Source organism: Zobellella sp. An-6 (assembly GCF_052487945.1).
In genome coordinates this window covers 3,474,022-3,487,149 of sequence record NZ_CP199259.1, presented here as the reverse complement: position 1 = coordinate 3,487,149, position 13,128 = coordinate 3,474,022, and the positions used below count along the sequence as shown (strand labels likewise).

Genomic DNA, 13,128 nt, shown 5'->3' with positions numbered 1-13,128 from the left:
AAACGCCGTTTGCCGGCGGCAGTTCGTCGCTTTGTGCCGCCGTTTCGCCGGCGGTGGGAGAAAGGCCTCGGGTGGACAAATTCGATCGACAGATAGTGGCCCTGCTGGCGGCCAATGCCCGCATGGCGGTGGCGAGCATCGCCCGCGAGGTGAGCTTGTCCCGCTCGGCGGTGTCCGAGCGCATCCGCCAGCTGGAGGAGCGGGGCATCATCCGCGGCTATCACGCCCGCATCGGCGGGGGCGGCGGTGCCGTGCGCGCCTATTTCGAGCTGCATTACCAGGTACACCGCTGCGAGCAGTACGCCGCCCTGCTGCGCGCCATTCCCGAGGTGAAGCTGTGCTACACCATCAGCGGCGAGACCGACATGCTGGTGTATGTGGAGGCGGCCTCCATGGCCCGGCTGGACGAGGTGCGCGGCCAGATCGAGAACATGCCCAATATCAAAACGGTGAAAACCCACATGATCTTGTCCGAGCTTATCAACAACCTGGGGTGAGCATGCAGATATACAAGGCCCACTGGCTGGCGCCCTGGTTCAACCATCCCTTCCTGGCCACCGAGCTGACCGCGGACGGCCTGGTGCTGCACCTGAAGCGCGAGCGCCACGGGCTCGGCTGGCACGAGCTGAGCGCGCCGCCCCGGCTGGAGGAGGCCCGCCGCCTGTACCGGCTGCGGCTGTTCTGCACCCAGGGCGACATCGAGCTGGGCTGGCTGCCCCGGGCGGTGGCCGAGCCCCTGGCCGAGGCGGTCACCCTGGGCTGGTACCGATATCATGCGAACCGGGTACTGCCCCTGGCGGAGCAATGCCTGGGACTGCTGGAAGCCGGCTACCTGCGCCATTCCCGCTGGCGGCGGCTGAAGGCGCTGGTGGCCGGGGAGGCGGTGGACTGGTCCGCCTGTCCGCCGCCCGCGTCGCTGGACGACCGGGGCCGGGCGGCGTTCGAGCTGGTGGCCACGCTGCAGGCGGCGGACGAGGCCTGGTGGGAGCAGTGCTGCCAGGATTATTGCCGGCAGGCCCTGGCCGAGCACGGCGCCCTGTTCGACGGCCTGGAAGCCCATCCGCTGACCCCGGCCCAGCGCCTGGCCTGCGTGGTGGACGAAGACCACAACCTGGTGCTGGCCGGGGCCGGCTGCGGCAAGACCAGCGTGATGGCGGCGCGGGCCGCCTTTCTGCTGGCGTCGTGCCAGGCCCGGGCCGACGAACTGCTGCTGCTGGCCTTCGGCAACGAGGCGGCGGCGGAAATGGCCGAGCGGCTGGCGCGCCGGCCCGAGACCATTCCGGTCAAGGTCAGCACCTTTCATGCCCTGGGGCTGATGATACTGTCCCGGGTGGAGGGGCGCACCCCGCCCCTGAGCCCGCTGGCCCAGGACGAGCGGGCCCGCCAGGGCGCCTTCGCCGCCTGGCTGGAGCAGTTCGGGCAGGAGGATCCGGCCTACGGCGAGCGGCTGCTCGACTGGCTGCGCCGCCACCGCTTCCAGGTGGTGCCCCGGCCGGATTTCATGCGGCTGGCGCGGGAGTGGGCACCGCTGGTGGCGGCGCTTAAGCTCTATGGCGAGCCGGATCCCTTCGAACTGACCCCGGAGCAGGACGAACAACTGGCCCTGGTGCGGCCGCTGCTGCACCGTTACCAGGCGCAGCTGCGCGAGCGGGGCGACATCGACTTCGACGACATGATCGAAAAGGCCAGCGATTATGTGCGCCAGGGCCGGTTCGAGGTGCCCTGGCGCCATGTGCTGGTGGACGAGTTCCAGGACATTTCCGTGCCCCGGGCCGAACTGCTCAAGGCCCTGCGCGACGCGGCACCCGGACTTTCCCTGTTCTGCGTGGGGGACGACTGGCAGGCCATCTACCGCTTCAGCGGCGCCGATGTGTCGCTGACCACCCGCTTTGCGGACCACTTCGGCGCCAGCCGGATCACCGTCCTGGACCAGACCTTCCGCTTCAACAACCGTATCGAGCAGGTGGCCAGCCGCTTCGTGACCCGCAACCCCGGCCAGTTGCCCAAAACCCTGGGTACCCACAAACGCAGCGAGGGACCCTGCGTGCACGTGCTGCCGGTGGCGCACGACAGCCAGATGGACGCGGTGACCCGGCTGCTGGGGCAGATCGCGGCCCAGCGGCCGGACGCCTCCGTCTACCTGCTGGCCCGCTTCCGTTTCAGCCTGCCGGACGAGTCCCAGCTGGCGGGCTGGCGCCGGCGTTTCCCGGATCTCCGGCTGGAGGCCCAGACCCTGCACGGCGCCAAGGGCAAGGAGGCGGACTGCGTGATCCTGCTGGGCCTGGTGCGGGGACGTTACGGCTTTCCCCCCGACAAGAGCGGCCCCAGCCTGCTGGAGCTGCTGCTGCCGGAGGAGGAAGCCTTCCCCCATGCCGAGGAGCGCCGGTTGTTCTATGTGGGGCTGACCCGGGCCCGGGATCAGGTGTTCCTGCTGGCCGACCGGCAGATCCCCTCGGTGTTCGTCAAGGAGCTGCTCGACGGCGGCTACCCCGGCGTCAGCCGCTGGGGCTAGGGCAACAAGAGGCTGGAGCCGGTCCGGCGGTTTTGTTAATCTTTTTTACATGAAAATTTATGCATTCCGGGAGGGAAAGTGCCCAGTATCAAACGAAGGGAAATCCAGCGTATCGTCGGTATCATTTCCCGCGCCATCCTGGAGCAGCGGCTGGCGCCGGGCACCCGGCTGGTGGAAACCCGGCTGTCCGAGGCGCTGGGCGCCAACCGCAACCATGTGCGCGCCGCCCTGCTGGAGCTCAGCCATCAGGGGCTGGTGGCCATCGCCGCCAACCGGGGGGCCACCGTGGCCTGTCCCAGCCAGCAGGAGGCGGCCGAGGTGTTCGCCATGCGCCGCATCCTGGAAGAAGAAGCGGTGGCCCTGGCCGCCCGGGGCGAGCGGCGGGGTGAGCTGGCCCCGCTCAGGGCGCTGATAGAAGAAGAGCGGCGGGCGGTCGAGGAGGGCCGGCGGCCGGCGGCGGTGGACTGCGCCGCCCGCTTTCACGTGGAGCTGGCCAGGCTCGGCGGCAACCGCCTGCTGGTGGAGGTGCTGGAACGGATGATCGCCAAGACCTCGCTTATCGTCAGCATGTATCAGAAGGACAGAAACGCCCACCACTGCCATTGTGAAGAGCACGGCAGGCTGCTGGATCTGGTGGCGGCGGGGGAGGCCGACACGGCCGCCCTGTCCATGCGCCGCCACCTGGAACACCTGGAGGCCAGCCTGGAGCTGACCGAGGAAGAAGAGCAAGGCCTGGATCTGGCGGCGCTGTTCGCCGAACTGCAAACCGAGGCGGAAGCCGGCCCGCGCTGAGCCGGTGCGGGGGGCTTGGTCCATTTCCTCCTTAATACCCCCATTTCCAACTTGCCATTACTTCTGGCCTGTCCTTTGACACAATAATATTTTAAAAATCAGTCATGTTAGACATGATCCGCTTTAGTCGGCAGGCAAATGCTGATGCTTGCAGTTGAGTTCCTTGCTGGTGGAGTGCGGGCGGGCTGCCCGCGCTCCATTCGGTAACCTTATGCCCATCGGTACGGGTTTGAATACCTAAAGGTGCGGCGACACAAGGGGCATCGAGCCGGCTGTTTTTTTAAACTGAATGGTGCTTCAGGATCCGGCTTCACTGGATACGCCGGCCAGCCTGGCCGGCGTGTTGCCTATGGCCGGCTCAGCGGAAAGCTGGGCGGGAAGATCTCCGCCAGCGGCGGATGGCGGTGGCAGCGCTCCGGGTAGCTGGTCATGAACCGCTCGAACTGGCGCTGGGCCTGGTGGTGCAGTTCCTGCACATCCAGCCCGGCCTTGACCAGTTGGCCGTCCCATACCACCTTGTCGCCGTTGACGATTACTCCCTTGATATCCCGGCCGTTACCGTTGATCACCATGGTGGTGATGGGATCGAACACCTGACCGGTGTGGATGCGGTCGAAGTCGAACACCATGATATCGGCCCTGGAGCCCGGGCAGAGCCGGCCGATGTCCTCCCGCCCCAGGGCCCGGGCGCCGCCCAGGGTGGCCATGTTGTAGTAATCGGCGGAGGAGGCGGCGGTGATGTCGTTGCTTTCCACCCGGCTCAGGATGGCGCCGATATGCATGTTCTGGATCATGTCCGGCGGAAAGGTATCCGTGCCCAGACTGAGGTTGATGCCGGCCTGCCGGAACTGGCGCACGCCATGGAAATACTTGCTGTGGCGACCGGCCACTATGGGGCAGATCACCGCATTGGCTCCGGCCTGCCCCAGCAGTGCCAGCTCCCGCTCCACCTTTTCCGGTGTGCTGTGCTTGCCGCCCAGGTATTGCAGATGGGGCAGCAGCAGGCGGTGATCCAGCAGGCCGTTTTCGGCCATCAATTCCACCGACGACATGCCATTGTGCAGCTCATGCACCATGTCCAGCTCAAATTGCCCCTGACAGCTGTGCAACCGTACCGGGCAGTCCAGTGCACGCATGGCGCTGGCGGTCTGGCGCAGCAGCTCCGGGGTGCAGCCCTCTATCCGGTCCGGCGCCAGCATGCCCCTGATGGTGTCGCCGTGGCGGCCCTGCAGTTCTTCCACGTAGCGCACCGCCTGCTCCAGTCCCTGCAACCCCCGTTGTTCGTCGAAACGCATGTCGAGGCTGCCGTCCGGGTTGACCACGCCGTAGCCCGACATATAGGCCGGCCCCAGGTAGGCGCGCACGCCCAGGCTCTCGGCGATGTCGGCGGCGCGGCGGAACTCGTCGGCGGTTTCGGCCCACTCCCGGTACAGGATGGAAGTGATGGGAGCGATGGTGGTGATGCCGTTCAGCAGCAACTGGCTGAAGGCGTAGCGCTTGTTGAAGTCGAGTTCGGCGTCGCTGTAGGTCTCGCGTCGCTGCCAGTCGCCGGCGGGCAGCCGGCCCTTCTGCCAGCCCGGCTGGTGATCGAAGGCCAGTACGGTGGAGTCCAGGTCGGCCACCGCGTCCAGGTCGATAAAGCCGGGGCCGAGCAGGGCATTGCCCATGTCCTGGGTCTCGTCGACCTGGCCCTGGTAGCCATGGCCGACGAACAGCACGCTGTCGCCGCGGTAGACCAGCTCGCCCTGCTCGTAGATATGGTGGCCACCGTCCTTGAAGCCGATCACGTAGCGGGCGGTCATTTTGATGGTTTTCATGGGGTTAAACTCCGTCGGTATATAGTGTTAACTAGCTGTTCCGAATAGTAGATCACTGCCGACAGCGACCGGGGGCTGCTAAGCAGACCCTTCGTGCCAGGGATGGCGCGACGGAGCCCCCAGGGGGCGAGCTTGCTCGCCGTGATGAGCAGTTTCGGCCTGACCGAGCATCCAGTGAATGCTCGCAGCAGGCCGAAGCTGCGAGTATCACGACTTACGGCGTGTCTGCGTGCGGTGCCCGGTCGATGTAGCGCTATTTGGATCAGTTATTTAAGTGGTCAGAACAGGCATTCGCCCCGGTCGGCCACCAGCCGGCCGGCCTTGAACACGGTGCGCTCCCGCGGCGGCTCGGCGATCACCTCGGCCACCGCCTGTCCTGCCAGCAGCACCAGATCCGCCCGGCAGCCCACTTCCAGGCCGTAGTCCGTCAGCCCCATCACCTCGGCACCGCCCCGGGTGATGGCGTGCAACGCCTGAGCCAGCTCCCGGTCCTGGCGCCAGCGGTATTTCAGCCCCATCAGCATGGCCCGCTGCAGCATGTCGCCGTTGCCATAGGGGCTCCAGGTGTCGCGGATGCCGTCGTTGCCGGCGGTGACCCTGACCCCGGAGGCGCGCAGTTTTTCATAGGGTGGCACCTGGCGATTGGCGGGGGCCGTGGTGGCGATGGCGATGTCCGCCTCGGCCAGCCCGGCGATCAGCCGATCCTGGTAGCCGGGATCCACCTCGCCCAGGCAGAAGGCGTGGCTGATGGTGACCTTGCCCTGCATGCCCAGGGCGCGGGTGCGCTCTGTCATCAGCTCCACCGAGAAGGCGCCCAGCTCCCCCGGCTCGTGCAGGTGCAGATCCACCCCCTTGCCGTATTTGGCGGCGAGATCGAACACGGCGTCGAGATGGGCCACCGGATTGCGCTCGAAGCTGGACGGATCGATGCCGCCCACATAATCGGCGCCCAGTTTGATCGCCTCTTCCATCAATGCCCGGGTACCGGGCCGGCCCAGCAGGCCGCTCTGGGGAAAGCAGACCGTCTCTATGTAAATCTGCTCGGCCAGGGCGTCCCGGGTGGCCAGCACCCCTTCCATATGGCGCAGGCCGATTTCCGTGTCCACGTCGATATGGGTGCGGATATGGGTGGTGCCCAGGCGAATCGCCTGGCGGGCGATGCGCTCGGACTGGCGCCGGCTGTCGAACGCCTGTTCACGCCGGAAGCGACGCTCGTTATCGATGATGGCGGGCAACTCCCGGGGCACTTCGTTGACATACCAGTCCATGCCCCACAGGGATTTGTCGATATGGGCGTGGCCGTCGATAAAGCCGGGCAGGGCCAGGCGGTGGCCGCCTTCGACCACTTGGGCACCGGGCGGCGGCGTGATATGGGGTTCGATACGGCCGATGCGGCCCTGCTCGATCAGCAAGTCCCGGCTTTGCTGTTGGCCGTTGAGGCGTACCTGCCGGATGAGGGTGGTCGTCATGGTTGCTCCCTGTTGGTCCTATCGAAGGCGGACCCCTTGTGTTTGAGTGAGGGCAGCGATCCGCTGCCCGGGACTGGACTCATCTTACCGAGTGGTAACTTTGTGTTTTTTGATTGATATCACATGGTGTGTAAATTGTTAGCAATTTTATATTGATTTGTTAATAGGTGCAAAGCTAACGTACAGACAAAGTCCGGTGTGGCCAGTGCGGCCCCCGGACTGCCAGGCCGGCCAAGCCGGTGTTTTTCACTCACAGGGAAGGTAGTAGATGATGAAACTCAAGACGGTAGCAGCCTGCCTGATGGCGGCTTCGTGCAGCCTGATGGCACAACCGGCGATGGCGGAAAAGGTGGTGCGCTGGGCCCAGCAGTCGGATATCCCCACCCTGGACCCTTACGCCTTCGCCTCGACCCCGGCCCTGGCGTTCCAGAACCATATCTATGAAGGCCTGGTGCAATGGAACGAGCAACTGGAGATGGAAGGGGCCCTGGCCACCCGTTGGGAGCAACGGGACGACACCACCCTGCGCTTCTACCTGCGTGAAGGGGTCCGCTTCCACAACGGTAACGACTTCAATGCCGACGACGTGGTCGCCTCCATCGCCCGGGTCACCCACCCGGACTCCGGCATCCGCGGCAACGCCTCTTCCATCAAGGAGGCGGTGAAGGTGGACGAGTACACCGTCGATATCCGGCTGAGCTCCAAATCTCCCATCGCCCTCAACGAGCTGAGCGGCATCCTGATGATGGACAAGGAATGGATGGAAGAGCACCGGGCGCTGGAGCCCACCAGCATGAGCAAGGGCACCGAAGGCTACGCCACCAACAACACCAACGGCACCGGCCCCTTCCGGCTGGAAAGCCGCCGGCGTGACGCCGAGATGGTGCTGGTGAAGCATGCGGACTGGTGGAACGGCGACCAGGCGCAGCACAATATCGATCGCATCATCTACAAGCCGGTGTCATCCGACGCTACCCGCCTGGCCGGCATCCTGGCCGGGGAGTTCGATCTGGTGAGCGACGTCCCCCTGCAGGACCTGCCCCGGCTGGAGAAGGAAAAGCGCGTGGAGGTCATGGTCCGGCCCTCGCTGCGGGTGATCTTCCTGTCCCTGAACATGGCCGATGAGCTGAACGCGGGCAATGTGGACGGCAAGAACCCGCTCCAGGACCGGCGGGTGCGGGAGGCCATGCACATGGCGATCGACCGGGAGGCGATCGTCAAGAAGATCATGCGCGGCATGACCGACGTGGCCAACACCTTCGTGGCCCCGGCCATCGCCGGCTTCGACGCCGAACGCGGGGTCGGACTCGGCTACGATCCCGAGCGGGCCAAGGCGCTGCTGGCCGAGGCCGGCTACCCGAAGGGCTTCAAGCTGGCCTTCGACTGTGAGCAGGGCTACTACCTCAATGCGGAGCAATGGTGCCAGGCGGTGCAGCGCTACTGGGCGCGGATCGGCATCGACAGCAGCCTCAATGTGCATCCGCGCAGCGTCTATTCCCAGATCCGCGACAACGGCCGTACCGACGTGGCGGTACTGGGGTGGGCCAACCTGCCCCTGTACGATGCCTACAGCATCAACCAGCAACTGCTCCACTCCCGCGACGGCGGCATCTACGGCGCCTTCAATATCCCCCGCTTCAAGAACGACACCATAGACCGGCTGATCGAGCAGTCCAACACCGAGCTGGATCAGCAGGTCCGGACCGATCTGATGGGTGAGGTGCTGGCGCTGGCCCAGCAGGAACTGCCTTTCCTGCCCCTGCATTTCGAGCCGGTGGCCTGGGCGACCTCCGACAAGCTGTCGATCACCCAGAACCCGGACAACGTGGTACGGCTCTGGTACGCCAGCCTGAACTAGGACAAGGGGGCCCGCGGGCCCTCGTTTCCCATCAAAGGAGTGAACTATGTTGGCTTTTATTATCCAGCGCCTGATCCAGGCCTGCGGGCTGATGCTGTCGGTGGCCCTGATCGCCTTCGTGATGTTCCAGTTCGTCGGCGATCCGGTCGACAACATGCTGCCCGAGAGCGCCACCCAACTGGAGCGGGAAGAGCTGCGGGAAAAGCTGGGGCTTAACGATTCCGTCATTACCCAGTACGCCCGCTTCGTGGGCAACATCGCCCAGGGCGATTTCGGCATTTCCTACTACAACAAGATGGAAGTGCTCAACCTGATCACCGAGCGGCTGCCCGCCACCCTGGAGCTGGTGTTCGTCGCCGTGATCATCTCCCTGGCGGTGGGATTGCCGGCGGGGGTCTGGGTCTCGCTGTCGCGCAACAAGTGGCTCACCAGCCTGGTGCAGACCATTTCCCTGGTCGGGGTGTCGCTGCCCAGCTTTATCGCCGGCATCGCCCTTATCATCATCTTCTCCGTCTGGCTGGGCTGGCTGCCGTCCCACGGCCGGGGCGAGGTGATGGATCTCGGCTGGTGGAGCACCGGATTGTTCAGCAAGTCGGGCTGGGCCTCCATCATACTGCCGGCCCTGTCCCTGGCGCTGTTCATGATCACCATGATCATGCGCCTGGTGCGCAGCGAGATGAAGGAAGTGCTGCGCACCGACTACATCAAGTTCGCCAAGGCCCGCGGCATCCGCCGGCGCAGCATCAACTACGGCCATGCCCTGCGCAACTCCCTGCTGCCGGTGATCACCATCGTCGGCCTGCAGATCGGGGGGCTGATCGCCTTCGCCGTGGTCACCGAGACGGTGTTCCAGTGGCCGGGCATGGGGCTGTTGTTTATCCAGGCGGTGAACTACGTGGATATACCGGTGATTTCCGCCTATCTGGTGTTCATCTCCCTGATCTTCATCTGCATCAACACCCTGGTCGACATCCTCTACCGGGTGATAGATCCGCGCATGAAATCCAGCAACCATTAAGGACGAGGTAACCCATGGATATCGATACCGTCTCCAAACCGGCACCGGCCGCCGAGGGCAAGGCGTCCCGGCCCGGCTATGTGACGCGCCTGTGGCAGTGCTGGCTGGCCTTCGTGGACAGCGATCTGTGCTACAACTTCCGCACTTCCCGGCTGACGGTGGTGGCCACGGCGGTGCTGGCGCTGCTGCTGTTCGCCGGCATCTGCGCGCCTTTGCTGTCCCACTACAACCCCTTCGACATGGCCGCCTTCGATCTGATGGACTCGGAGCTGCCCCCGGCCTGGGTGGAAAGCGGCGAGGCCCGCTTCTGGCTGGGCACCGACATCCAGGGGCGGGACGTCTACTCGCTGATCCTCTACGGCCTGCGGGTGTCCCTGATCGTCGGCTTTATCAGCGTGCTCTGCGCTATGGCCCTGGGCGTGACCCTGGGGGTGGTCAGCGGCTATTTCGGCGGCACCGTCGACGCCCTGATCATGCGCCTGGCGGACGCCATGCTGAGCTTTCCCACCATCATGTTCGCCCTGTTGGTGAGCGGCGCGGCCCGGGGCCTGCTGCCCCAGGAGATGCACGAGCAGATGGCGGTGTACATCATCGTCATCTCCATCACCCTCACCGGCTGGATGCAGTACGCCCGCACCGTGCGCGGCTGCACCCTGCTGGAAGGCCACAAGGAATACGTGCAGGCCGCCAAGGTCATGGGCAGCGGCAACCTGCGCATCATGTTCCTGCACATACTGCCGAACGTGCTGAGCCCGGTGCTGGTGCTGGCCACCCTGCACCTGGCGCTGGCGGTGCTCACCGAGGCCACCCTGTCCTTCCTCGGGGTGGGCATGCCGCCCAACCAGCCGTCCCTCGGCACCCTGATCAACGAGGGCAACAAGTACCTGTTCTCCGGCCAGTGGTGGGTGGTGGTGTTCCCCTCCCTGGTGCTGGTGGTGCTGGCGCTGTCGGTCAACCTGGTGGGCGACTGGCTGCGCGACGCCCTCAACCCCAAGCTGCGTTAAGGAGCACAACATGGCGAATGGAAGCAACAACAGTGGCGAGGTGGTGCTGCAGGTCGAGGATCTGTGCATCGAATTCAGCCATCGCAAGGGCAACCTCAAGGCGATCCAGCAGGTGTCCTTCGAGATGCGGGCGGGCGAAATCCTCGGGGTGGTGGGCGAGTCGGGGGCCGGCAAGTCCCTCACCGGCTCGGCCATCACCGGCCTGCTCGAGCCGCCGGGACGGATCGCCTCGGGGCAGATCCGTCTCTACGGCCAGCGCATCGACGATCTGGACGAGGAGCGGCGCCGGCTGCTGCGCGGCAAGGAGATCGGGGCCATCTTCCAGGATCCCCTGACCAGCCTGAACCCGGTGATGACGGTGGGCAAGCAGCTGATCGAGACCATCCAGACCCACCTGCCTTTGTCCTACCAGGCGGCGCGGGACAAGGCGCTGAAGCTGATGCAGGAAGTGGGCATACCGGCGGCGGAGCAGCGCATCGATCAGTATCCGCACCAGTTTTCCGGCGGCATGCGCCAGCGCATCGTGATCGCCCTGGCGCTGTGCGTCGAGCCCAGGGTGATCATCGCCGACGAGCCGACCACGGCCCTGGACGTGTCGGTGCAGGCCCAGGTGCTGCAGCTGCTTAGGCGGCTGTGCAAGCAGCACCGGGCCTCGGTGATGCTGGTGACCCACGACATGGGGGTGATCGCCGAGATCTGCGATCGGGTGGCGGTGATGTACGCCGGCCGGTTGGTGGAAATCGGCCCGGTCGAGGCGGTGCTCAAGGCGCCGTACCACCCCTATACCGCCGGGCTGATGGCCTCCATCCCCCGCATCGGGGTGCGCGAGCCCAGGCTGTCCCAGATCCCCGGCGCCATGCCCCGGCTCAACGCCATCCCCCCGGGCTGCGCCTTCAATCCGCGCTGCCCGCACAGCGGGGCCGAATGCCGGCAGCAGGCGCCGGTGCTGGAAAAAGTGGGGGACTCCCGGGTCGCCTGTTTGAAAGTCAAGCAAGAGGAGCTGGCATGATGAGCGAGATGATCACCGGGACCGAGCTGGTAGAGGTACGCAACCTGCATATCAAGTTCGATATTTCCAGGCCCTTTATCCATCGCCTGCTGAACCGGGCGGAAAAAACCTATGTGCACGCGGTGCGCGGCATCGACTTCCAGATCCGCAGGGGCGAAACCTTCAGCCTGGTGGGGGAGTCCGGCTGTGGCAAGTCGACGGTGGCCCGGCTGCTGTCGGGCCTGTACCGGCCGACCGAGGGCGACATCAGCTACCAGGGCACCCGGCTGGCGACGGCCAGCCGCGAGCAGCGCCAGTATATCCGCCGCCGCTGCCAGATGATCTTCCAGGATCCCTTCGCCAGCCTCAATCCGCGCTGGAAGGTGGAGCGCATCGTGGCCGAGCCGCTGGTGCTGTTCGGCATGATCAACGGCCGGGAGCAAGGCCGGCACCGGGTGGGGCAACTGCTGGAGCAGGTGGGGCTGGCGGCCTCGGACATGGACAAGTTCCCCCACGAGTTCTCCGGCGGCCAGCGCCAGCGCATCTCCATCGCCCGGGCCCTGGCCGGTGAGCCCGAGTTTCTGATCTGCGACGAGCCCACCTCGGCCCTGGACGTGTCGGTGCAGGCCCAGGTGCTCAACCTGATGAAGGATCTGCAGCAGGAGCTGGGCCTGACCTACCTCTTTATCAGCCACGACATGTCGGTGGTGTCCCACTTCTCCGACCGGGTCGGCATCATGTACCTGGGCCGGCTGGTGGAGGTGGGCACGGTGGAGGAGGTGTTCAACCGGCCCCGCCATCCCTATACCCGCATGCTGATGGACGCCATTCCCAGCATGGAGGTGATCCACAAGGAGCGGACCCCGGTCACCGGCGAGGTGCCCAACCCGATTTCGCCTCCTTCGGGTTGCGCCTTCCACCCGCGCTGCCGCTTCGCCACCGAGCAGTGCAGGCAGGCCGCCCCGGCGGCGCGGGAGTTCAGCGCCACCCAGCAGGTGGCCTGCCACCATCCCCTCAGCCTGGGCTGAGCCGGAACCCCGGCTGGTGAAGCGGTCGATTGAAATCGGCCCTGCGGCTTGTGGCCGCCGGGCCGGCTTTATTTCGAGCCTGTCAGCCCAGCGGCAACACCGTGGTGTGCTTGAGTTTGTCGAGCAGGATATTGGAGCGGATGTTGGACACCGTCTTCAGGTTGAGCAGCTGGTGCATCATAAAGTCGGACAGGCTCTTGAGATCGGTGGCCACCACCTTCAGCATGTAGTCGGCGTCGCCGGTGACGCTCCAGCATTCCAGCACCTGGGGAAAGTGCTGGATGGCCTGGTGGAATTCGTCGGCGATGCGCTCGCCGTGCTTGCCCAGGGTCACGCTGATCAGCGCGGTCACGTGCAGCCCTATCTTCTCCGGGTCCACCTGGGCCACGTATTTCTGCACCACCCCCAGCTCTTCCAGCTTCTGCCGCCGGCGCTGGCACTGGGACGGGGAGAGGTGGATGAGTTCCGACAGCTCCACGTTGCTCAGCCGGCCATTCTCCTGCAGCGCCTGCAGCAGGCGGGCGTCCTGGCGGTCCAGTTCGATTTCGTGCGCCTTTCTCACGGTGATCCCTTCTTTGATGCAACATTCACGCAAAAAACTAAACTTTAATGTAACAAGTTGCAAACAAAATGTGTGGGCAT

11 protein-coding genes are annotated in these 13,128 nt (G+C 65.3%); 8 read left to right on the top strand and 3 right to left on the bottom strand.

Features of this window, described 5'->3' with window-relative positions; genetic code table 11:
* The first annotated feature begins 71 nt into the window (after positions 1–71).
* From ACT7DK_RS16250 to ACT7DK_RS16240, 3 genes are all read left to right on the top strand, one after another.
* A complete protein-coding gene (locus ACT7DK_RS16250; RefSeq protein WP_445400969.1) occupies positions 72–497 on the top strand; it encodes an Lrp/AsnC family transcriptional regulator in 426 nt (141 codons plus the stop codon).
* A 2-nt stretch (positions 498–499) separates the two neighbouring features.
* Positions 500–2,512 carry a UvrD-helicase domain-containing protein gene (locus ACT7DK_RS16245; RefSeq protein ID WP_445400967.1) on the top strand — a complete coding sequence of 671 codons (2,013 nt, stop codon included), beginning with the start codon at positions 500–502 and terminating at the stop codon, positions 2,510–2,512.
* A 78-nt stretch (positions 2,513–2,590) separates the two neighbouring features.
* Complete coding sequence (locus tag ACT7DK_RS16240; protein ID WP_445400965.1) at positions 2,591–3,304, top strand: GntR family transcriptional regulator; 714 nt, start codon at positions 2,591–2,593, stop codon at positions 3,302–3,304.
* A 347-nt stretch (positions 3,305–3,651) separates the two neighbouring features.
* Here the strand turns inward: ACT7DK_RS16240 and ACT7DK_RS16235 are convergent, their stop codons facing one another.
* Together ACT7DK_RS16235 and ACT7DK_RS16230 are read right to left on the bottom strand one after the other, a co-directional pair.
* On the bottom strand, positions 3,652–5,121 hold the full coding sequence (locus ACT7DK_RS16235; protein ID WP_445400963.1) for an amidohydrolase family protein: 1,470 nt from the start codon (positions 5,119–5,121) through the stop codon (positions 3,652–3,654).
* A 278-nt stretch (positions 5,122–5,399) separates the two neighbouring features.
* A complete protein-coding gene (locus ACT7DK_RS16230) occupies positions 5,400–6,590 on the bottom strand; it encodes an amidohydrolase family protein (protein WP_445400961.1) in 1,191 nt (396 codons plus the stop codon).
* Positions 6,591–6,858: 268 nt separating this feature from the next.
* On the opposite strand from ACT7DK_RS16230, the gene ACT7DK_RS16225 reads away from it, so the two are divergent.
* The 5 genes from ACT7DK_RS16225 to ACT7DK_RS16205 are packed head-to-tail and all read left to right on the top strand — an operon-like array spanning position 6,859 to position 12,486.
* Positions 6,859–8,448 (top strand): ABC transporter substrate-binding protein, encoded by a 1,590-nt coding sequence (locus ACT7DK_RS16225; RefSeq protein ID WP_445400959.1) that lies wholly within the window; start codon positions 6,859–6,861, stop codon positions 8,446–8,448.
* Positions 8,449–8,494: 46 nt separating this feature from the next.
* Positions 8,495–9,466 carry an ABC transporter permease gene (locus ACT7DK_RS16220; RefSeq protein ID WP_445400957.1) on the top strand — a complete coding sequence of 324 codons (972 nt, stop codon included), beginning with the start codon at positions 8,495–8,497 and terminating at the stop codon, positions 9,464–9,466.
* Between the two features lie 14 nt (positions 9,467–9,480).
* The gene (locus ACT7DK_RS16215; RefSeq protein WP_445400955.1) at positions 9,481–10,470 is read left to right on the top strand and encodes an ABC transporter permease; all 990 of its coding nucleotides are present in this window, start codon (positions 9,481–9,483) and stop codon (positions 10,468–10,470) included.
* A 10-nt stretch (positions 10,471–10,480) separates the two neighbouring features.
* Complete coding sequence (locus ACT7DK_RS16210) at positions 10,481–11,479, top strand: ABC transporter ATP-binding protein (RefSeq protein ID WP_445400953.1); 999 nt, start codon at positions 10,481–10,483, stop codon at positions 11,477–11,479.
* On the top strand, positions 11,476–12,486 hold the full coding sequence (locus tag ACT7DK_RS16205; RefSeq protein WP_445400951.1) for an ABC transporter ATP-binding protein: 1,011 nt from the start codon (positions 11,476–11,478) through the stop codon (positions 12,484–12,486). Before ACT7DK_RS16210 ends, ACT7DK_RS16205 begins: the two co-directional genes overlap by 4 nt.
* An 82-nt stretch (positions 12,487–12,568) precedes the next feature.
* On the opposite strand, the gene ACT7DK_RS16200 is transcribed toward ACT7DK_RS16205, so the two are convergent.
* Complete coding sequence (locus tag ACT7DK_RS16200) at positions 12,569–13,048, bottom strand: Lrp/AsnC family transcriptional regulator (protein ID WP_445400949.1); 480 nt, start codon at positions 13,046–13,048, stop codon at positions 12,569–12,571.
* Positions 13,049–13,128 lie beyond the last annotated feature (80 nt).